General features: G+C 42.2%; 15 protein-coding genes and 8 tRNA genes. 5 read left to right on the top strand and 18 right to left on the bottom strand.

Features of this window, described 5'->3' with window-relative positions:
* From SFRI_RS14120 to SFRI_RS14105, 4 genes are all read right to left on the bottom strand, one after another.
* Complete coding sequence (locus tag SFRI_RS14120; RefSeq protein ID WP_011638178.1) at window positions 1–813, bottom strand: enoyl-CoA hydratase-related protein; 813 nt, start codon at window positions 811–813, stop codon at window positions 1–3.
* A gap of 38 nt (window positions 814–851) precedes the next feature.
* On the bottom strand, window positions 852–2,459 hold the full coding sequence (locus SFRI_RS14115) for a carboxyl transferase domain-containing protein (RefSeq protein WP_011638177.1): 1,608 nt from the start codon (window positions 2,457–2,459) through the stop codon (window positions 852–854).
* 88 nt (window positions 2,460–2,547) lie between these two features.
* Entirely contained in the window at window positions 2,548–3,717 is a 1,170-nt protein-coding gene (locus SFRI_RS14110) for an isovaleryl-CoA dehydrogenase (protein ID WP_011638176.1), read from the bottom strand.
* Window positions 3,718–3,842: 125 nt separating this feature from the next.
* Window positions 3,843–4,253 carry a MerR family transcriptional regulator gene (locus tag SFRI_RS14105; RefSeq protein WP_011638175.1) on the bottom strand — a complete coding sequence of 137 codons (411 nt, stop codon included), beginning with the start codon at window positions 4,251–4,253 and terminating at the stop codon, window positions 3,843–3,845.
* 318 nt (window positions 4,254–4,571) lie between these two features.
* Here SFRI_RS14105 and SFRI_RS14100 point away from each other — a divergent pair, with 318 nt between their 5' ends.
* Window positions 4,572–6,488: a propionyl-CoA synthetase gene (locus SFRI_RS14100; protein WP_011638174.1), complete on the top strand. Its 1,917-nt coding sequence runs from the start codon at window positions 4,572–4,574 to the stop codon at window positions 6,486–6,488.
* Between the two features lie 253 nt (window positions 6,489–6,741).
* The gene (gene gndA, locus SFRI_RS14095) at window positions 6,742–8,271 is read left to right on the top strand and encodes an NADP-dependent phosphogluconate dehydrogenase (RefSeq protein ID WP_011638173.1); all 1,530 of its coding nucleotides are present in this window, start codon (window positions 6,742–6,744) and stop codon (window positions 8,269–8,271) included.
* 70 nt (window positions 8,272–8,341) lie between these two features.
* Here the strand turns inward: gndA and SFRI_RS14090 are convergent, their stop codons facing one another.
* On the bottom strand, window positions 8,342–9,235 hold the full coding sequence (locus tag SFRI_RS14090) for a 1,4-dihydroxy-2-naphthoate polyprenyltransferase (RefSeq protein WP_011638172.1): 894 nt from the start codon (window positions 9,233–9,235) through the stop codon (window positions 8,342–8,344).
* Window positions 9,236–9,442: 207 nt separating this feature from the next.
* On the opposite strand from SFRI_RS14090, the gene tesB reads away from it, so the two are divergent.
* The 3 genes from tesB to SFRI_RS14075 all read left to right on the top strand — a co-directional run bounded on the left by tesB (window position 9,443) and on the right by SFRI_RS14075 (window position 12,052).
* Window positions 9,443–10,303 carry an acyl-CoA thioesterase II gene (gene tesB, locus SFRI_RS14085; protein ID WP_011638171.1) on the top strand — a complete coding sequence of 287 codons (861 nt, stop codon included), beginning with the start codon at window positions 9,443–9,445 and terminating at the stop codon, window positions 10,301–10,303.
* A 9-nt stretch (window positions 10,304–10,312) separates the two neighbouring features.
* Window positions 10,313–10,714 (top strand): YbaY family lipoprotein, encoded by a 402-nt coding sequence (locus SFRI_RS14080; protein ID WP_011638170.1) that lies wholly within the window; start codon window positions 10,313–10,315, stop codon window positions 10,712–10,714.
* 102 nt (window positions 10,715–10,816) lie between these two features.
* Window positions 10,817–12,052 carry an MFS transporter gene (locus SFRI_RS14075; RefSeq protein ID WP_011638169.1) on the top strand — a complete coding sequence of 412 codons (1,236 nt, stop codon included), beginning with the start codon at window positions 10,817–10,819 and terminating at the stop codon, window positions 12,050–12,052.
* Here the strand turns inward: SFRI_RS14075 and SFRI_RS14070 are convergent.
* The 13 genes from SFRI_RS14070 to SFRI_RS14010 all read right to left on the bottom strand — a co-directional run bounded on the left by SFRI_RS14070 (window position 12,049) and on the right by SFRI_RS14010 (window position 20,624).
* A complete protein-coding gene (locus tag SFRI_RS14070) occupies window positions 12,049–13,422 on the bottom strand; it encodes a sigma-54-dependent transcriptional regulator (RefSeq protein WP_011638168.1) in 1,374 nt (457 codons plus the stop codon). The two genes, SFRI_RS14075 and SFRI_RS14070, sit on opposite strands and share 4 nt — an antisense overlap.
* A 2-nt stretch (window positions 13,423–13,424) precedes the next feature.
* On the bottom strand, window positions 13,425–15,221 hold the full coding sequence (locus tag SFRI_RS14065; RefSeq protein WP_011638167.1) for a sensor histidine kinase: 1,797 nt from the start codon (window positions 15,219–15,221) through the stop codon (window positions 13,425–13,427).
* Between the two features lie 100 nt (window positions 15,222–15,321).
* On the bottom strand, window positions 15,322–16,719 hold the full coding sequence (locus SFRI_RS14060; protein ID WP_011638166.1) for a TRAP transporter large permease: 1,398 nt from the start codon (window positions 16,717–16,719) through the stop codon (window positions 15,322–15,324).
* Window positions 16,719–17,378, bottom strand: coding sequence for a TRAP transporter small permease (locus SFRI_RS14055; RefSeq protein ID WP_041413121.1), 660 nt, complete (start codon window positions 17,376–17,378; stop codon window positions 16,719–16,721). The genes SFRI_RS14060 and SFRI_RS14055 overlap by 1 nt, the downstream gene beginning before the upstream one ends.
* 65 nt (window positions 17,379–17,443) lie before the next feature.
* Window positions 17,444–18,463 (bottom strand): TRAP transporter substrate-binding protein, encoded by a 1,020-nt coding sequence (locus SFRI_RS14050; protein WP_011638164.1) that lies wholly within the window; start codon window positions 18,461–18,463, stop codon window positions 17,444–17,446.
* Window positions 18,464–18,865: 402 nt separating this feature from the next.
* Window positions 18,866–18,941: transfer RNA gene (locus SFRI_RS14045), tRNA-Ala, on the bottom strand.
* Between the two features lie 36 nt (window positions 18,942–18,977).
* Window positions 18,978–19,053: transfer RNA gene (locus SFRI_RS14040), tRNA-Glu, on the bottom strand.
* Between the two features lie 132 nt (window positions 19,054–19,185).
* Window positions 19,186–19,261 (bottom strand) — tRNA-Glu (locus SFRI_RS14035).
* 131 nt (window positions 19,262–19,392) lie between these two features.
* Window positions 19,393–19,468 (bottom strand) — tRNA-Glu (locus SFRI_RS14030).
* Between the two features lie 132 nt (window positions 19,469–19,600).
* A tRNA-Glu gene (locus SFRI_RS14025) sits at window positions 19,601–19,676 on the bottom strand.
* Window positions 19,677–19,986: 310 nt separating this feature from the next.
* A tRNA-Glu gene (locus tag SFRI_RS14020) sits at window positions 19,987–20,062 on the bottom strand.
* Between the two features lie 132 nt (window positions 20,063–20,194).
* Window positions 20,195–20,270: transfer RNA gene (locus tag SFRI_RS14015), tRNA-Glu, on the bottom strand.
* A 278-nt stretch (window positions 20,271–20,548) separates the two neighbouring features.
* Window positions 20,549–20,624 (bottom strand) — tRNA-Ala (locus SFRI_RS14010).
* Between the last annotated feature and the right edge of the window lie 85 nt (window positions 20,625–20,709).

The raw sequence follows: 20,709 nt of genomic DNA, 5'->3' as shown, positions 1-20,709 counted from the left end.
TTAGGCTCCTTGTGGATCAGGTTTAGCGGCTTGCCATGTAGGCGTGCGTTTTTCAAAGAAAGCATTAAGGCCTTCTTGACCTTCATCTGATACACGAATACGAGCAATTTGCTCGCTGGTAAAATTGAGCGTAGCGTCGTCAATCACGCCGTTTTCTAAATGCGATACGAGATTCTTTGCCCATGCCATGCCCTGAGGGCTATTGGCATTAAATGCTGCGATGAAGGGGGCCGCAGCAGCATCTAAGTCGTCGTTAACTTCGTGAATGACTTGATGAGTTAAGGCTACGTCAGCACTAAAGCGTTCAGCGGTCAGCATAAAGCGGCGTGATTGGCGATTACCCATGGCTCGAATCACATACGGACTTATCACAGCAGGGATAAGCCCTAGCTTCACTTCGCTTAAACAAAAACTGGCGCGAGTGTTGGCAATGGCAATATCGCAGCAGCAAATCAGCCCTAATGCACCACCAAAGGCTGCGCCTTGTACTAAGGCAATAGTTGGCTTTGGAAACTTGTCTAACACATGCATCAGCTTGGCAAGCTGGTGGGCATCAGTCAGGTTTTGGTCAAAGTCCATCAGTGCTTGTTTGCGCATCCAATTGAGGTCGGCGCCAGCACTAAAATTTTTGCCATTAGCACGTAATATCAACATATTGCATTGACTGTCTTTGGCAAAGTGTTCGATAGCCTGGATCATCTCGCTGATCATCACTTCATCAAAGGCATTATGTACTTCAACTCGGTTTAAAATGAGCTCTGCCACCCCTTGTTCTAGGCGGCATTCAATGAACTTATATTGGTTTGAAAACATTATTTATTACTCCTTAATTAGCTGAATTAACCGCACAATTACATGCGGAACACCCCAAAGCGGGTATCTTCAATAGGAGCATTTAATGCTGCCGATAAGGCTAAGCCGACCACGTCACGCGTTTGTGCCGGATCAATAATGCCATCATCCCAAAGTCGGGCACTGGCATGATACGGATGACCTTCTTTTTCGTATTGATCAACAATGGGTTTACGGAAGGCTTGCTCATCTTCTGCTGACCATTCAACCCCTTTGCGAGCTAAACCATCGCGGCGCACTGTGGCTAATACACCAGCAGCCTGTTCGCCACCCATTACCGAAATACGCGCGTTAGGCCACATCCACATCATGGTCGGTTCGAATGCGCGCCCACACATGCCGTAGTTACCCGCGCCATAACTGCCACCGATGATCACGGTAAATTTAGGCACGTTGGCACAAGACACTGCGGTTACCATTTTGGCGCCATGTTTAGCAATGCCTTCGTGTTCGTACTTTTTACCCACCATAAAGCCGGTAATATTTTGCAGGAATAACAGCGGAATTTTACGTTGGCAACACAGTTCAATGAAATGAGCGCCTTTTTGCGCCGACTCAGAAAACAAAATGCCGTTATTGGCCACAATACCAACTGGGTAACCGTGAATACGCGCAAAACCACACACTAGGGTTGCCCCGTAGTTGGCTTTAAATTCGTCAAAGTCAGAGTCATCAACCACTCGGGCAATGACTTCTTTTACATCAAACGGCTTTTTAAGATCGGTACCGACAATGCCGTACAATTCATGGATATCGAACTTAGGTGGTTTGACTGGGCTTAATAAGCTTTTGATTTCTTTTTGATGATTAAGACGCAGTACTGCACGGCGAGCGAGTTCAAGCGCGTGGTCGTCATTTTGCGCTAAATGATCGGCAACACCCGATATTTTAGTGTGAACTTCTGCACCGCCAAGTTCTTCTGCACTGACTTCTTCACCTGTCGCTGCTTTCACTAATGGAGGTCCGGCTAAAAAGATGGTGCCTTGATCTTTAACAATAATAGACTCATCGGCCATTGCAGGAACGTAGGCGCCGCCTGCGGTACACAAGCCCATGACGACAGCAATTTGCGGAATACCTTTGGCTGACATTTGCGCTTGGTTATAAAAAATTCTGCCGAAATGATCGCGATCTGGAAATACTTCATCTTGGCGAGGTAAATTCGCGCCACCAGAATCGACTAAGTAGATGCACGGTAAGTGACAACGGCTGGCGATGTCTTGCGCACGTAAATGCTTTTTAACGGTAATCGGGTAGTAAGTACCGCCTTTTACGGTGGCGTCGTTGGCGATAATCATGCACTCAACACCACTGACGCGGCCGATACCAGCAATGACACCAGCGGCTGGAACTTCTTCGTCATAGACTTCGTAAGCGGCAAATTGCGATATTTCTAAGAAGGGTGAACCCGGGTCGAGCAGCTTTTCAACGCGCTGGCGTGGCAATAATTTACCACGAGATAAATGGCGTTCTAATGCGACAGGGCCGCCACCTTGTTCAATTTTTTTTAGTTTTTGTTGAAGATCATCGACCAATAACGTCATGCTGTCTGACTTGGCTTTAAATTCGTCACTGCGAGGATTGATACGGCTGCTCAGTTGCGTCATTTCTATATCCTTAATGAAGCAAAAAATAGGGGCTTGATAAAGGCGACATGACACGCTTGATATGTCGCCTTCGTGATGCAAGTACTGGTTATTTTGATTCGTTAAACAGCTCACGACCAATTAACATACGGCGAATTTCTGAGGTGCCTGCACCAATTTCGTAAAGCTTAGCATCACGTAATAAACGGCCAGTTGCGTATTCATTCACATAGCCATTTCCGCCCAGTAATTGAATGGCATCTAAGGCCATTTTAGTGGCAAGTTCTGCACTGTACAAAATAGCGCCAGCGGCATCTTTACGAGTGGTTTCACCACGGTCACAAGATTTAGCCACACTGTAAACATAAGCGCGGGCAGCGTTCATACCCGTGTACATATCGGCTAACTTGCCTTGCACTAGTTGGAATTGACCAATTGACTTACCAAACTGTTCGCGTTCATGAATGTATGGCACCACTATGTCCATACAAGCAGACATAATGCCCAATGGGCCACCAGACAACACTACACGTTCATAATCAAGGCCACTCATTAACACTTTTACGCCATTATTGAGGCCGCCTAAGATGTTTTCTTCTGGCACTTCACAGTCTTCAAACACCAATTCACAGGTGTTCGAACCGCGCATACCTAGCTTGTCGAGTTTTTGTGCTTGGCTAAATCCTTTCGATCCACGCTCAACGATAAATGCGGTAATGCCATGAGCGCCTTTTTCTAAGTCGGTCTTGGCGTAAATAACATAGGTATGGGCATCAGGCCCGTTAGTGATCCACATTTTATTGCCGTTAAGGATGTAACGATCGCCTTCTTTGCGAGCATGCAGTTTCATTGACACTACATCAGAACCGGCATTGGGTTCGCTCATGGCAAGTGCACCAATGTGTTCGCCACTGACTAGTTTAGGTAAGTATTTAGCTTTTTGAGCGTCATTACCGTTACGGTTAATTTGGTTCACACATAAGTTTGAGTGAGCACCATAACTTAACCCAATAGAGGCTGATGCGCGGGAGATTTCTTCCATTGCGACAACGTGAGCAAGATAGCCCATGTTAGCGCCGCCATATTGCTCATCAACAGTAACACCTAATAAACCCATCTCGCCAAGTACTGGCCATAACTGATTAGGGAACTCATTGTCGATATCGACTTGGGCGGCCATGGGGGCAATTTCGTTGGCGGCAAAACCACGAACGGCGTCACGTAACATGTCAACATCTTCACCTAAACCGAAGTTTAAACTGGTATATAAATCGCTCATTTTCATGTGTCCTGTTGAATTTTTTATGGTCTGGTAAAACATTTGCTGCCAACGCTTTATGGTTGCGTTTTTGGCAGTGGGGCAAAGCTATTGGCTGAATTGAGTCAGCCAGTTATTTTTTGTTGTTATTTGGCTTTCTTAGTCGAATTGTCGGCTAATGCCGCTTTGCACTGTTGTTCGGCTGAATTTAGCTCCATTAGCACGACTTTAATGTCGTCCATTTGTTGTTGAAGAGCTGATTTTTTCTCGTTCACTAAATCAAGCATAGTTTGTAGTTGAGTTGAGCTGCTTTTATCCGCGTCGTAAAGTTCAAATAAACGTCGTGTTTCTGCTAACGAAAAACCAAGGCGTTTGCCGCGTAAAATAAGTTTTAAGCGCACTCGGTCTTTCAGGCTGTAAATTCGGGTTTGCCCGCGACGCTTAGGTTTAATCAAGCCTTGGTCTTCGTAAAAACGAATACTGCGGGTGGTGATATCAAATTCTTTTGATAAGTCACTGATTGAATATGTTGATTGAGGAATGTGGGTTGTGCTCATCATGTCACCAAAAGTGTTTCTTTTGATGCAAGATATATGAAGTTTACGTAAAGGTAAAGTTTGGTGCGGTTGTTTCAGCTTTTAAACTGTGGATATTGTGTTAATTTTGCTTGCCACTTATACCATAATTATACCTTAACCGTCTGTTCTGTTTTGTATTTTTTTATATTTGTCATTTGTACTGCTTAAGTTAAACACTCGATTGAAATTAAAGGTATTTCTCGCATTATGTAACGCTATTATCCCTTGGTCTAATAGGGCTATTTGATAAATTCTGCTCATAATCAATTTAATAAATGCTGATTAACGGAGAACAATATGGCTGAGTTAGGACTATCAATGCACGCACAATCGATAGCCGAGCCTGAAGTATTTTGGCAACAAGCGGCAAAATCCATTCATTGGGATGTTGCGCCAAAAAAGGTATTAGATGACAGCGACAAACCGTTTTATCGTTGGTTTGCTGATGGTAAGATGAACACCTGCTTCAATGCCGTTGATCGCCATGTATTAGCTGGGCGAGGCGAGCAAACTGCAATTCACTATATTAGTCCTGTGACGCACAACGAATACTCTATTAGCTATCAATCTGTGTTGGCTCAAGTTAAACGCTTGGCTGGATTGATGGTGTCTCTTGGCGTCGAAAAAGGCGACCGAGTGGTTATTTATATGCCAATGGTGCCAGAAACCGCCTATGCCATGCTGGCATGTGCACGGATTGGTGCAATTCATTCTGTGGTATTTGGTGGTTTTGCCGCCAATGAGCTTTCTACGCGTATTAACGATGCAAAACCCAAGTTAATTCTGTCTGCTTCATGCGGTATTGAGCCTTCTGGTGTCGTACCGTACAAGCCTTTACTCGATGACGCATTATCTCAAGCACAACATCAAGTCGATCACTGCATTATTTTAAATCGTACTGAATATCAAGCACAACTACAGTCACCAAGAGATCTGGATTGGTACAATTCACTGGTGGGTGCGCCTGACGCTGATTGCGTGTCGCTCGATGCGACCGATCCTTTATATGTTTTATATACCTCTGGTACCACTGGTCAACCTAAAGGTGTAGTACGTGATAATGGTGGCCATGCAGTCGCATTAGCATGGTCGATGAAACACATTTATGACATTGGTGTTGGCGATGTTTTTTGGGCGGCATCTGATGTTGGCTGGGTGGTAGGGCATTCATATATTGTTTATGGGCCATTGCTTGTGGGTGCGACGACCATAATGTACGAAGGTAAGCCTATTGGTACGCCTGATGCGGGTGCATTTTGGCGTATTATCGAACAAAAAAATGTTCGTAGCTTTTTTACCGCCCCCACCGCTATTCGTGCCATAAAACGAGAAGATCCTGACGGCGAGTTTATTAAACAATTTGATTTAACTTGTCTGAAGCAAATGTATTTAGCGGGGGAGCGTTGCGATCCTGACACCTTAAATTGGAGTCAGCAGCAGTTAGGTAAACCTGTAATTGATCATTGGTGGCAAACCGAAACCGGTTGGCCAGTCGCGGCAAATTTGATGGGCACCGATCCGATAGAGATTAAAGCCGGATCGCCTGCGCGCGCAGTACCTGGATACCAAGTGGAGATTCTTGATGCGATGGGGCAACAAGTGGCTCCTAATGAAAGTGGTAATGTGGTGATAAAGCAACCTTTACCACCAGGCACATTAACGACTTTGTGGCAAAATGATAAACGCTATATCGACAGTTACTTGTCTATGTATCCTGGTTATTACTTAACTGGAGATGCGGGTTATGTCGATGAAGATGGTTATTTATACATTATGAGCCGAATTGACGACATCATAAATGTTGCCGGACACCGTTTATCTACGGGTCGATTTGAAGAAGTTTTATGTCAGCATGAAGCGGTGGCCGAGGCTGCGGTAATTGGTGTGCAAGATAAACTAAAAGGCCAGGTGCCTCTTGGATTAGTCGTGCTTAAAAATGGCGTTACCTTGTCAGATGAAGCTCTTTATAAAGAGTTACTTGCCTTGGTACGTCATGAAATTGGCCCAGTGGCTTCATTTAGGCTAGTCAGTGCTGTGCAAAAGTTGCCTAAAACTCGCTCTGGAAAAATATTACGCGCCACAATGCGTAAAATTGCTGACAATCAAGAGTACACCATGCCAGCAACGATTGAAGACCCACAAACCTTGGATATTGTTCGCAATGCGCTGACTAGAATGGGTTATGCTAATGCACTAACTACTGAGTTAACATGATGTTACTCTTCACTAATTAACCGTAGTATAAGACGCGGTGATTTTTAATCGAAACCATAAAAAACCAGTGTTTTTATGGTTTTTTCTATTGTGACAAGATGTTACCTCCTAATAAACAGATTGAGCATACATTGTAAAAAACAGCGTTTCCGCGTTTTGTGACTGGTAATTTAGTTACAAGAATCGCTATAATTGCCACCCAAATGGATTCGCACTACGCGATTAATCTCTGTGACCTGTGGAAACATACACTATGAATAACCACACCCAACAATCTCACGTCGGCGTTATCGGCCTTGGTGTTATGGGCAAGAACCTCGCATTAAACATTGCTGACAACGGCTACCATGTTGCAGTTTTCGATTTAGATACTCCAAAAGTCAACGCCGCTGTGGCTCAAGAAGAAAGTGAGCGCAAAGCAGGTACGGCACCGCGCATGCAGTCATGTAATAATCTTACAGAAATGCTGGCTAAATTAGTTGAACCTCGAGTGATTGTTTTATCTGTGCCTGCTGGTGGGCCTGTTGACGGTGTGTGTAAATCGTTAATCGAAGCTGGTATTGAAGCCAATGATATCGTTATTGATACGGGTAACAGCCTTTGGACCGATACGGTAGAACGCGAAGCACGTTATAAAGATAAGTTTGTTTTCTTTAGCTCTGCTGTGTCTGGTGGCGAAGTAGGTGCACGTTTTGGTCCATCGCTAATGCCTAGTGGAGATGAAAAAGCATGGCGTTATGTCGAACCAATTTGGAAAGCCATTGCTGCTAAAGTGGATTCTGTAACAGGTTTACCGATTGAGCGTTTTGAGCCTGGCAATCCAGTAACCGAAGGTGAGCCATGTGCGACTTATATTGGTCCTGCTGGTTCTGGTCATTACGTTAAAATGGTTCATAACGGCATTGAATATGCGGATATGCAACTTATTTGCGAAGCTTACCAGTTACTCAGTGACGGCTTAGGCATGTCTGCCCATGACATCGGTGATGTGTTCAATGGTTGGAATAAAGGTATTCTTAACAGTTACCTTATGGGGATTAGTGCTGAAGTCTTACAACAAGACGATCCCTTAACTGGCAAGCCGTTAGTTGAAATGATTTTAGATAAAGCAGGCCAAAAAGGCACTGGTTTATGGACTGCAGTGAGCAGCTTGCAAATTGGTTGCCCAGCGCCAACGATTGCAGAAGCTGTTTATGCACGCGCTGTGAGTACTCAGAAAAACTTGCGTATGCAGCTAAGCTCGAAGTTAGCAGGACCTGCACCAGTCAGTTTTAGTGATGCTGAAAAAGCTGAGTTTATTGCTAACCTTGAAGATGCATTATATTGCGCTAAAGTGTGCTGTTATGCTCAAGGTTTCCAGTTGATGGCGATGAATGCTAAAGAGCAAAATTGGTCTTTAGATTTTGCTGAAATTGCTAAAATTTGGCGAGCGGGTTGTATTATTCGAGCGACATTCTTGCAGTCTATTACTAAGGCTTATCAAGAAGATGCAAACCTAGCAAACTTATTAATGGCCGACACTTTTAGTCAGACATTGTCGAAAAAACACCTTAACTGGCGTAAAACGGTTGCAGCCTCTGTTATGCAAGGCATTCCTGCACCTTGTATTAGTTCGGCTATTGCCTATTACGACAGTTACCGCTGTGAGACATTACCCGCTAATTTATTACAAGGTCAGCGCGACTTTTTCGGTTCACATACTTTTGAGCGCACCGATAAGCCCGCTGGTGAGAAATACCATTTAGATTGGAGTGCAAAACAACGCACTTTGTCTAAGGTGTAATTACGCTTACGTTAAAAAAGGCGCTTCATTTTACAATGAAGCGCCTTTTTTATTTAGTTAAGGAAAATGGTTAGGTCAGCGAAAAGTACAATCCAATGCTAAATAAGACGCTAAAAATCATCGTCAATTTAGCTGTTTGTCCAAGGATCGGATTTAATGCTTCACCTGAGTTATCGTAAAATTCGCGGCTGAGATTACGCGCAATGATTAATGATGTTCCCGATAATAATACAGGTAATCCATCGAGTGACCCGAGCAGGAATCCCGCGATAATGATACCAAATGGTAAATAGACAAAACTTTGGTACAACACTTTAGCTTGTGCTTCACCAATTCGTACCGCAAGGGTATTTTTACCTGCTTTAGTGTCGGTAGAAATGTCTCTAGTATTGTTGACTAGCATGATGGCCGCATTAAAAAAGCCAATAGCACAGCCTAGTAACCACGCTGTCATGGTGGTGGTGCCTGCTTGTAAATAGTAACTGCCAACAACGGCGACTAAGCCGAAAAATACAAATGCAGCAATTTCACCTAATCCATGTGACGCAAGTGGGTAGGGGCCTCCGCTATAACACAACGCGCCCAATATAGAGGCTGCTGCAAGAATGGCAATGGGCCAGCCACCGTGAACGATCAGTAATGAACCCACTAATAGTGATGTAATAAGGCAACCGATCATGGCGTTTCGTACTGATGAAGGCGCAAGTATGCCGCTTTGAGTGACTCTTATTGGACCGAGACGCTCTTCGGTGTCGATACCATTCTTAAAGTCAAAGTAGTCATTAGCGAGATTAACTGAAATTTGCAATAATACCGCACATAGCATTGAGGTGAAGGCGATGAGTAAGCTAAATTGTTCGAGCCCAATCGCGAGCATGTTTCCAATTAATAATGGACCGATTGCCGCCGGTAACGTACGAGGACGGATAGCCATAAACCATGATTGCATTGAGCTAGGTTGCATAATATTGTGAGACGCACTGTTGATTAGTTATGTCTAATAGCATACCAAATATTCAATAAGGCTGCAGATATGAATATTTGCGTTGCATCACTATTTTGTGATTTGTCACAAGATGACTTTAATTCAGCTATTACCATAGAATAAGCTAGAAAACATCAGCTTAACTGAGGTAACCTTAACGTTAATCCAAGTTGTAGAGAAGGTGTTATGAGTCAGGTATTAAACGATTTATTGTCATTGTTGTCACTTGAGAAGATTGAGTTAGGTCTGTTTCGCGGCCAGAGTCAAGATTTAGGCTTCGGGCACGTGTTTGGTGGCCAGGTGATGGGGCAAGCGTTAAGTGCTGCAAAACAAACGGTTAGTGAAGACCGTCATGTACATTCTTTACACTCATACTTTTTACGTGCCGGTGACGAAAAGCTACCGATTATTTACGATGTTGAAAATATGCGCGACGGAGGAAGCTTTAGTGCGCGTAGAGTGAAAGCGATTCAGAAAGGTCGACCTATTTTTTATATGACCTGTTCGTTCCAAACGGTTGAAGAAGGCTTTAATCATCAAGATGTCATGCCTGATGTGCCCGGACCTGAAGGTTTATTGAATCAGCAAGAACTTGCAGTGACCATGCGTGATAAAGTACCTGCGAAAATGCTCGAAAAATTTATGGCAGACTCTCCGATTGAAATGCGTTTAGTTAACCCAGTTCATCCTATCGCGCCAAACACCACAGAGGCAAAAGGGTATGTATGGCTACGTGCCAATGGACAAGTACCATCGGATCACAGTATTCAAGAGTATTTACTCGCTTACGCATCGGATTTTAATTTTTTAGCCACAGCAACTCAGCCCCATGGGGTGTCTTTTTTAACTCCAGGTATGCGTATGGCCACTATTGATCATGCCATGTGGTTCCATCGGCCATTTAATATGGGAGAATGGCTCTTGTACTGTATTGATAGCCCCAATGCAGGCGGTGGACGTGGATTTGTAAAAGGGCAGTTTTTTGATCAGCAAGGACGTCTTGTGGCTTCTGCCACACAGGAAGGTTTAATCAGAATGACCAAGTAGGACGCTAACATGTTAATAATTAAGAAAGGGATACAATTCGCGGTTGTCACTTTGATCGCCATTATGCTGAATGGTTGTGTGACGATTGAGCCTGAAAAACCTGTTATTGTAAATGGCTATGCCGGCTATATAGAAAAAATTGCTTTACCACAGGGGTGTAAAATTAACATCGCATTGATTGATTTCAATACTCCGGGGGCGATTATTTCTCAAAAAAACTTTGATATAGCCAGAGCACCCGTTCCATTTAAATTCACCTTACCTGCTGAGTTAGTCAAAAGCGGTGTTGATTACGGTGTTGTGGCAATGATCACTTATCAAGGAAATGCTATTTTTCAAACGTATGATAAGTTCCGTGTGATCAGTAACGGTCAATTTACCACTCAAGTGTTAATGAAACGCGTTAAATAACCACTTCGTAATCTAGTTCACAAACTCTTATGCCCGTCATTGATCTATTTATTTGGCGGGTAATAATCTGTTTTCTACCCTAATGTGCTGTTTAGGTTGTTTATGACAGAGTTATCTCAGACTTATCGTTCGCATGCGCAAACTCGTTTAATTTGGGCCTTGTGCATCGCTTCTATGGTGATTTACATTAATTTGTACACAGTACAAGGCATGCTGCCGTCTATAGCGGAACATTTTGATGTGTCTGGCGCACAAGCTACTTTGGTGTTATCGGTTACCAGTTTTACCTTAGCTTTTTCATTACTTTTTTATGCGGTTTTATCTGACCGGATAGGACGGTTGGCCCCTATTGTGGTGAGTTTATGGTTACTTGCTGCATCTAATATATTGTTGATTTTTGCTCAGACTTTTGATGACTTACTTTGGGTTCGTTTACTTCAAGGTATTTTGCTTGCTGCTGTTCCTGCGATTTCGATGGCCTATTTTAAAGAGCAATTGGCTCCTTCCTTTATGCTAAAAGCTGCTGCCGTATACATTATGGCCAACAGTATGGGCGGCATCGCAGGACGAATTTTCGGTGGGTTAATGGCCCAAAATTTATCGTGGCAGTCGTCTATGGGGTTGATATTTTTGGTAACGTTAATGGGAGTGGCATTGGTAACGTATTTATTGCCGCGTAAAGAAATTAAGCCCCCAGTGGTAAAGCAAAAAGTCTCTTTGATGCATAAAGTAAAGCAAGACATCGATGGCTTTATGTTCCATTTGTCAGACTCGCAGATGCGCCTTGCTTATGCCATTGGTGGCTTAGCATTTATGATGATGGTTAATCAATTTAGCTTTATTCAATTGCATATTATGGCTGAACCTTATGGTTTAAGTCGCTTTAATGCAACCTTGATTTTTCTATGTTATTCAAGTGGCACCTTCGCTTCTTATTTGTCGGCAAAATGGATTATGCGCTATGGCTCGATGCCATTATTTAGGGTGGCGTTATGCTTGATGGTCGCTGGCACGTTGTTGACCTTAGTGGATACATTGACTGCTATTGTGGTGGGCTTTTTGATCAGTGCTTGCGGATTTTTCTTAACTCATAGCTGTTGCAATTCGTTTGTTGCTATCCGTGCAACCAGTCATCGTGCTAAGGCAACATCGCTGTATTTATGTTGCTACTATCTTGGTGCATCTCTGGGAGGGCCTTATTTAATGCTATTTTGGCACGAAGCAGAATGGAATGGAGTGGTTGTCGGATCGATGAGCCTTTTGACACTGCTTTTAGTGGCTATATGGCGTTTAGGGATACATCAACAACAGGTTATTGATGTATCCAAAGCGAGTTAGCTCTCGATAAATTGTTTACGGTCTAAGTCAAACTTGCGCATTTTGTCGTACAAGGTCTTACGCGGTAATTCGAGCTGCTCCATTGTTAGCTTAATACTGCCTTTGTTATGGCTTAAAGCTTCTTCAATCAACATCCTCTCAAAGAACTCAACTCGTTGTTGAAGTGACATGCTAGTGTGCATAGTCGTGTGGCTGTCTAAATTGCCCGCAAAAGCGGCTTCTGCACCCAGTAATACATAACGCTCTGCTAAGTTGCGCAACTCGCGTACATTGCCTGGCCAGTCGTGAGAGGTTAGCACCATGGTTTGCTGGGGATTTAATGCAATGAGTGCTTTATGGTAACGAGCAGAAGCAATTCTGGCAAAATGTAAAAACAGTAATGGAATGTCTTCTCGGCGATCTCGTAGTGGAGGGATGACAATGGTCACCAGGTTAAGTCGGTACAATAAATCTTGTCTGAATTTCCCTTCTTCACACAGTTGTTGCAAGTTTAATTTTGTTGCGGCAATAACTCTTATGTCTAAATTTATCGGTGTATTTGATCCTAATCGTTCGACTTTACGATCTTCCAACACTCGCAGTAATTTAACCTGTAAAGCCATAGGAGTGCTTTCTATTTCATCTAGAAGTAGCGTGCCACCATTAGCATATTCAAACTTACCAATCCGGCGTTTGTCTATGCCAGTGAAAGCACCCGATTCAGCACCAAAGAGTTCACTTTCAATGAGGTTTTCAGGGATTGCACCGCAATTAATGGCGACAAAATTGGCTTTGTTACGATAGCTGTGGTCATGCAGATATCGGGCGACAAGTTCTTTACCTGCGCCTGTTTCACCTTCAATCATGATATCTGCCGGTGTGTCTAGCACTTGGTCAATAAGGTGGCGCATTTTCATTACACCAGGACTACTGCCTAAAATACGTGGGCCAGGTGCTATGTGCGATTCAAGTTCGCGTTTAAGTTTACGGTTCTCAAGTGTTAGCGCACGTTTATCTAATGCACGTTTGGTCACATCGAGTATATGTTCGTTGTTAAATGGTTTTTCGATAAAGTCGTAAGCACCTTTTTTGAGTGCGTCTACCGCCATGGCGATATCACCAAAACCCGTTAATAGTACTACAGGTAAGTCATTGTCTTGTTTTTTCAGTTGTTGCAATAAACTCAAGCCATCGAGTTGCGGCATATTGACATCAGAAATCACTATGCCTGGCCAGTTAGCGGTTATTTGGTTAGCTATATATTGCGGGTTCGTAATCGCCAGCGCGCTGATATTCTCTAGTTTAAATAATTGCTGTAATACGATACCGATATGAGGTTCATCATCAACAATAATGACTTGATAATTATTGATGTCTTGTATTTGAGTCACGTTTACACTTCCTCGCGTAAATAAAGTGGCAAAATGATATGAAAAATAGCCCCACCGGGTATGGCGTTCTCGACAGTAATAGAACCTTGCATTGACTCAATAATCCGCTGCGAGATGGACAACCCTAAGCCCAATCCTTGACGCTCACTGGTGGTATAGTAAGGTTCAAAAATTTTGTTCATCTGGCTTTCTCTTACACCAGGACCACTGTCTTGGATACTTATATTGACCTTACTGTCGCAATAGACTTTGATTTGCAATTGTCGCTCAGTGGATTGATGCATAGCAACGATAGCATTGCTAATAAGGTTAACCAGTACTTGTTGTAATCTGACGCTGTCACCCCATATTTGGCATTTGCCCGTTAATAATTTAAGCGACAACTTAACGCCTTGTTTATCCATTTCAGGTTGAACAATGGTAAGTGCTTGCTCAATTGATTGATTAATTTCAGTAGCGTTGTCTTTACCCTGAGATTTACGTGTAAAGCTTTTAAACTGACCAATAATATCTGCAAGCCGATCAGTTAGTTCTATCATGATTTTGATATTGCTACTGGCATCTTCAATCATATTACGGCCAATAAAGGTTTGAGTGTTTTGTGCATAGCTGCGCAGAGCGGCCAGCGGTTGATTGAGTTCATGGTTTATGCTGGCGGAAAGACTGCCTATGACCGTGAGTTTTGCCGCTTGGATGAGCTCGTCTTGAGTGTCTTTTAATTGAGTGTTGGCTTGTTCTAACTCTAATGTGCGTTCTTTCACGCGTTGTTCTAATAGGTTTTGGGCTTGACGCATCCGAAGAAAGTTTTTTCTTCGTTCTAAGCTGTAAATAATAAACAAAGCCAGTAATAAGTAAAGTGTCGCCGCTAGCAACATAATAGGCGGTAAAGACTCATATAACGGTTTCATGGGGGCTAGAATATGTACATTCCAGTTAGCATTAGGCATTAACTGGTGGCGTTCTAAATACTTCTCTTTGCCTTCAGAAGACGAGATTTGGTATACCTGAGTCGTGCTTGACTCACCTAAGGCAAAATTAGGGGTAATGCTAAGCTCACCAATGGGTCGGTTTGCATAGCGTTTTGATGAATTAAGTGCAAAACGTTTTGCCTGTGTTAGCGGCGTTAATGAATTAAATCGCCAACTATTAATGCTTGAAAGAAACACTATATTGTCAGGATCGCTAATCATAAACTCATATTGGCTTGCGATGGCAATGCCACTACTTTGTTGTTCAATCAAACTTATATCAACTTTCACAACCACTACACCCAATACCACTCCCTTGTGATATACCGGATTAGCAAAGTAGAATCCGCGCTTATTGGATGAGGTACCGACTGCATAATATCGTCCAGACTTTCCTGATATAGCATCAATAAAGTAGGGCCTAAATGAATAATCATGATTTATAAAAGAGTTGGGTACATCCCAATTGCTGGCGGCAATAGCAACTCCGAGCGCATCAGTAAGGTAAATATCTGACGACTCTGTAACTTGCTGTAATTCAGATAAATAAGCGTTAAGTTTTTCGATTGTTTGAGGATTGCGTTGATCAAGTAACCCTTGCTCTAAGATGGGATTTTGCGCGAGCACTGCTGGAATATTTTCGTAGTGTGAAAGGGCGTTATCAATAAAAATTACCAGTTCATTGATTTGTTTTTCAGATTGTTCAGCAATGGACTTTGTGCCCTGTTCAAGTAAATACCAATACGTAACTTTTAGGGTCAGTAATAACCCGATGATGAGCATGATGCTCAGTACAATTTTACGTTTTTTGGTAGTCGAGAATGAAAGCATGCATATTCCCAATCGGTAATAGTTATGATGATTATTGAGCATGTGTAAAAAAACGAGCCTTAATAAATTAAGGCTCGTCTATAATACGCGAATTATCAAGCTAATAGCCGTTTAATTTGTCTATATACTCAGGTAAAAATAGTGAAATTTGAGGAATATAGGTAATCAACATCAAGAAACCGAGTAACAATACCAGCCAAGGCAGGCACGATTGAATTACCCACCCCATACTTTTTCCTGTTATTCCTGCAGTGACAAACAGATTGAGCCCTACAGGCGGTGTGAGCATGCCTATCTCCATATTGACCACCATAATGATGCCTAAGTGAATAGGATCGATACCTAACTGGGTTGCGATAGGGAATAATATTGGCGCCATAATCAACAGAATAGCTGAAGGTTCCATAAAGTTACCCGCAGCTAATAACAATAAGTTGACGATGATCAAAAAACCCCATGCGGGTAATCCAAATCCGACAATCGTTTCGGCAATAATATGTGGAATACGCTCGGTGGTTAATACGTGAGCAAACAGCATGGCATTAGCAATAATGAACAACAACATAATGCTAACTTTAGCGCCATCACGTACTACATGACGGATTTCTTTGTCGGTTGGCGTTTTAATAACGGCAAGCAACATGTGTCCTATATTGCGTAATGAGGCGCCGATTAAAGACTCTTGTTTATTTCGCCAAGCAACATTCTTGAGTGGTCCAATATCCCGATAGCCAAATACTGCAATAAAGTAAGCATACACACAAGCTACCGCAGCTGCTTCAGTTGGACTGGCAACACCACCGTAGATTGAACCCAGTACAATAAGAATGAGTGCTAATCCACCCATTGCTTTAGCACTTGATATGCTTAGTGCTTTTATTCCAGGGAAAGGGCGCGAAGGCAGTTTTTTAATTCGTGCAACAATGTAGATTGCTAACATTAAAATACAACCCATCATTAAGCCTGGAATTAAACCAGCCATAAACATTCTAGCGGCAGACACTTCTGTCGCAGCCGCATAAACCAGCATTACAATCGATGGTGGAATTAAAATGCCTAAGGTACCTGAAGTAGTGATAACGCCTGCTGCAAATTTTTCTGGATAACCTGCGCGTACCATACCAACAATAACAATAGAGCCAATAGCAGCCACTGTTGCAGGTGATGAACCAGATACCGCGGCAAACAGCATACAAGCCATCACCGATGCCATAGCAAGACCACCGCGTATATGACCTACGCTGTCCATTGCAAAGTCAATAATACGTCTTGCTACGCCACCAGTAGACAAAAATGCCGATGATAGAATAAAGAATGGAATTGCCAATAAAGTGTAGTGTTCTGAAGTCGACTCATACAGTTTTAAAACTATTGAAGCGAGCGAATCATTTGAATATAACAAAATAGTTAGCATGCTTGAAAAACCTAATGCGATAGCAATAGGCATACCAATCATCATGCAAATAAATAAAGCTATAAATAGAGTTGCTATAGTCATTATTTCGCTTCCTTATCATTTTTTTCTAGTTGTTCTGATGATGTGGATAGCGCAGCTTCATCGATTAAATGCATGCTGTCTTTTGCTTCATCGGCCAGTTGGAAACCAACAGCTTTATTGCGCAAAATAGCGATAAATAATTCTATAAAACGCCATGTGAGCATTGAAAATCCGATAATTAAAATACTTTGAGATAACCAAATAGGAACAGCGCCATCTTCTATATCGATGCGCAATGTTTCCCAAGCAAAATCTGGATCCAATTGATGAATAAACCATGCAGGAAAGTCGATGTCTTCCATTGGAATACCAATTTGGTACATTTGGCTTAGGTAGTCCCAAGCTCCTTTTAAAAACATTCCGCAGTAAATAATGCAACACAGGCACGCAAAGATAGCGACCGCTTTCTGTGGCTTACCAGATAGCTTAGACACAAACGCATCAACACCAATATGTGCTCCTACTTTCACGCCATAGGACATGCCAAATAGTACAAACCAACCACAAAGAGTAAGGGTCAGTTCTTGGATCCATAAAAAACCGGTATTAAAAAAGAAACGGGCAATAACTTCGCCAAAAACCAGCAACGTCATTAATGTAATTAATAAATTAAGGAACCCTTCTTCAAAATAACCAAATAGTCTTGAAATCACGGTCATACTCCTTGAATAAAAAAAGGTGGTACTGATGCAATAATGCATCAGTACCACGTCAAGTGTTGAGACTATTTAGTATTAGCTGCTTGTGCTGCATCAATCATGTCTTTACCAATTTGATCTTCAAACTTAGCCCAAACTGGTTTCATTGCGTTAACCCATTGCTGGCGTGCAGCAGGCGTTAACGTGACTAGTTCTGAACGCTTAGAATCAATAATCGCTTGTCTATCTTGGTTATCTTTTTCTGAAGCAATTTTATTACCAAGAGCAATCGCTTCATCAAGTGATGATTTAAAGATGGCACGTTTATCAGCTGGTAGACCTTTCCAGAAGGTATTTGAGGTCACTACCATATAATCTAAAACGCCATGATTACTTTCTGTGATGTGACTTTGCACCTCATAAAATTTCATTGAATAGGTATTTGACCAAGTGTTTTCTTGACCATCAATAGCGCGTGTTTGTAGCAGAGTAAACACTTCAGAGAAGGGCTTTTTAACTGGAATAGCACCAACAGCATCAAACTGAGCTGCAATAACGTCAGATGCCATAATACGGAACTTTTTGCCATTCGCATCTTTTGGTAATGCCAAAGGATCGTTCGCAGAAAACTGCTTCATACCGTTGTGAAGATAACCTAGACCAACAAGGCCTTTACGGTTCATCGCGTTTAATAATTTTTGGCCTGAATCTGATTGCTGAAAACGATCAACTGCGGCCATATCTTCAAACAAGAAAGGTAAATCGAAAATCTGTAGTTTTTTGGTAAAGCGCTCAAACTTAGATAATGATGGTGCCACAAATTGCACATCGTTTAGCAGAAGTGCTGCTAGCTCATTGTTATCCCCAAATAACTGTGAGTTAGGAAATACGTTAACAACATATTCACCTGGTAAACGTTGCTCAATTAATTCTTTAAACTTAAGTGCCATTTGTCCTTTTGGAGTATTTTCCGCAACAACATGCGAAAATTTAATTTCTACAGGTTCAGCAAAAACATTAAAGCTCGCGGCAAGAATAGTAGCAATAGTCGCTAGTTTAGCAATTGACTTGAGTGGATGTGTAAAGGTACTGGTCGATTTTTTCATGATAATTAACTTCCTTTTTTTTAGTGTTATATTTTCCTCAAGGTGGTGACTTGTCCCAGAACAAGTACGCCATAAACGCTTTATGAGGATAGATAAAACATAGCAAGCATTAGGCCAGAATGTTAATTATTTGTAACTCAATGAAAAATATTAACTTTAATTTAATAAGGAAACAGGAGAGTGATTTTATGTGTGGATTGTCACACAGTAAAAAAATCCTTATGGGTGGGATGTCACACATTTTCACTGATCGTGATATGAGGGTGGTATTTATTGCTGGCTGAGGAATATGAGTTTATATGGACTTAATTAAAAGGAGGGATATATAAAAATTAGACATAAAAAAACCACCTTCCGGTGGTTAATCTATTAATGCAATATATGCATTAAATACCAAATAATTGGTGGAGCTACACGGGATCGAACCGTGGACCTCTTCACTGCCAGCGAAGCGCTCTCCCAGCTGAGCTATAGCCCCAAATTCTAGCTGACTAAAACTAAAATTTGAAAAATATGGTATCCCATAGGGGATTCGAACCCCTGTTACCGCCGTGAAAGGGCGGTGTCCTAGGCCTCTAGACGAATGGGACACATTTGATACGTTATACTCTGTATCGAGTGAATACTCATTGGTGTCTGTAGGCTAAACACCAGTGCTATATAGATCATCAAACACATTTTCTAAAACAATAGTTTCGAATCATGTTCAACCATCTTAAATATGGTATCCCATAGGGGATTCGAACCCCTGTTACCGCCGTGAAAGGGCGGTGTCCTAGGCCTCTAGACGAATGGGACACATTTGATACGTTATACTCTGTATCGAGTGAATACTCACTAATGTCTGTAGGCTAAACATTGGTGCTATATAGATCATTAAACACTTTTCTAAAACAACAGTTTCGAATCATGTTCAACCATCTTAAATATGGTATCCCATAGGGGATTCGAACCCCTGTTACCGCCGTGAAAGGGCGGTGTCCTAGGCCTCTAGACGAATGGGACACATTTGATACGTTATACTCTGTATCGAGTGAATACTCATTGGTGTCTGTAGGCTAAACACCAGTGCTATATAGATCATTAAACACTTTTTCTAAAACAACAGTTTCGAATCATGTTCAACCATCTTAAATATGGTATCCCATAGGGGATTCGAACCCCTGTTACCGCCGTGAAAGGGCGGTGTCCTAGGCCTCTAGACGAATGGGACACATTTGATACGTTATACTCTGTACCGAGTGAATACTCATTGGTGTCTGTAGGCTAAACACCAGTGCTAATTACCTATAATGAAGAACAAAACTCTAAGATTCGAACCTCTGTTACCGCCGACTCTTTATAAACCAAAGTGGGCGATGTCCTAAGTTCTATTTCTAGACGAATGGGACACATTTGATACGTTATACTCTGTATCGAGTGAATACTCATTGGTGTCTGTAGGCTAAACATCAGTGCTATATAGATCATCAAACACATTTTCTAAAACAACAGTTTCGAATCATGTTCAACCATCTTAAATATGGTATCCCATAGGGGATTCGAACCCCTGTTACCGCCGTGAAAGGGCGGTGTCCTAGGCCTCTAGACGAATGGGACACATTTGATACGTTATACTCTGCATCGAGTGAATACTCATTAGTGTCTGTAGGCTAAACACCAGTGCTATATAGATCATCAAACACTTTTTCTAAAACAACAGTTTCGAATCATGTTCAACCATCTTAAATATGGTATCCCATAGGGGATTCGAACCCCTGTTACCGCCGTGAAAGGGCGGTGTCCTAGGCCTCTAGACGAATGGGACACATTTGATACGTTATACTCTGTATCGAGTGAATACTCATTGATGTCTGTAGGCTAAACACCAGTGCTAGTTACCACCTATAATGAAGAACAAAATCCTAAGATTCGAACCCCTGTTACCGCCGACTCTTTATAAACCAAAGTGAGCGATGTCCTAAGCTCTATTTCTAGACGAATGGGACACATTTGATACGTTATACTCTGCATCGAGTGAATACTCATTGGTGTCTGTAGGCTAAACATCAATGCTAATTATCTACTTAAAGATTGTTAAGTAAGTGGTGGAGCTACACGGGATCGAACCGTGGACCTCTTCACTGCCAGCGAAGCGCTCTCCCAGCTGAGCTATAACCCCGTCTTACTTAATGCTTTTGAATATGCTACTAGAAAAAATCTAACATCATGTCTCAACTGCGAGGCGCATTCTATGCAGCATACCC

This window comes from Shewanella frigidimarina NCIMB 400, from assembly GCF_000014705.1.
GTDB lineage: Bacteria > Pseudomonadota > Gammaproteobacteria > Enterobacterales > Shewanellaceae > Shewanella > Shewanella frigidimarina.
Note: the sequence above shows the minus strand (reverse complement) of the source record. Positions and strands in the feature narration are given on the sequence as shown.

Bases quoted from the DNA above. Each gene is read 5' to 3' on its own strand.
- SFRI_RS14105 (WP_011638175.1), bottom strand. From the start codon at position 4,253: ATGAGCACAACCCACATTCCTCAATCAACATATTCAATCAGTGACTTA.
- SFRI_RS14050 (WP_011638164.1), bottom strand. From the start codon at position 18,463: ATGAAAAAATCGACCAGTACCTTTACACATCCACTCAAGTCAATTGCT.
- SFRI_RS14055 (WP_041413121.1), bottom strand. From the start codon at position 17,378: ATGACCGTGATTTCAAGACTATTTGGTTATTTTGAAGAAGGGTTCCTT.
- SFRI_RS14110 (WP_011638176.1), bottom strand. From the start codon at position 3,717: ATGAGCGATTTATATACCAGTTTAAACTTCGGTTTAGGTGAAGATGTT.
- SFRI_RS14090 (WP_011638172.1), bottom strand. From the start codon at position 9,235: ATGCAACCTAGCTCAATGCAATCATGGTTTATGGCTATCCGTCCTCGT.
- SFRI_RS14115 (WP_011638177.1), bottom strand. From the start codon at position 2,459: ATGACGCAACTGAGCAGCCGTATCAATCCTCGCAGTGACGAATTTAAA.
- SFRI_RS14100 (WP_011638174.1), top strand. From the start codon at position 4,572: ATGGCTGAGTTAGGACTATCAATGCACGCACAATCGATAGCCGAGCCT.
- SFRI_RS14065 (WP_011638167.1), bottom strand. From the start codon at position 15,221: ATGCTTTCATTCTCGACTACCAAAAAACGTAAAATTGTACTGAGCATC.
- SFRI_RS14060 (WP_011638166.1), bottom strand. From the start codon at position 16,719: ATGACTATAGCAACTCTATTTATAGCTTTATTTATTTGCATGATGATT.
- tesB (WP_011638171.1), top strand. From the start codon at position 9,443: ATGAGTCAGGTATTAAACGATTTATTGTCATTGTTGTCACTTGAGAAG.
- SFRI_RS14075 (WP_011638169.1), top strand. From the start codon at position 10,817: ATGACAGAGTTATCTCAGACTTATCGTTCGCATGCGCAAACTCGTTTA.
- SFRI_RS14080 (WP_011638170.1), top strand. From the start codon at position 10,313: ATGTTAATAATTAAGAAAGGGATACAATTCGCGGTTGTCACTTTGATC.
- gndA (WP_011638173.1), top strand. From the start codon at position 6,742: ATGAATAACCACACCCAACAATCTCACGTCGGCGTTATCGGCCTTGGT.
- SFRI_RS14120 (WP_011638178.1), bottom strand. From the start codon at position 813: ATGTTTTCAAACCAATATAAGTTCATTGAATGCCGCCTAGAACAAGGG.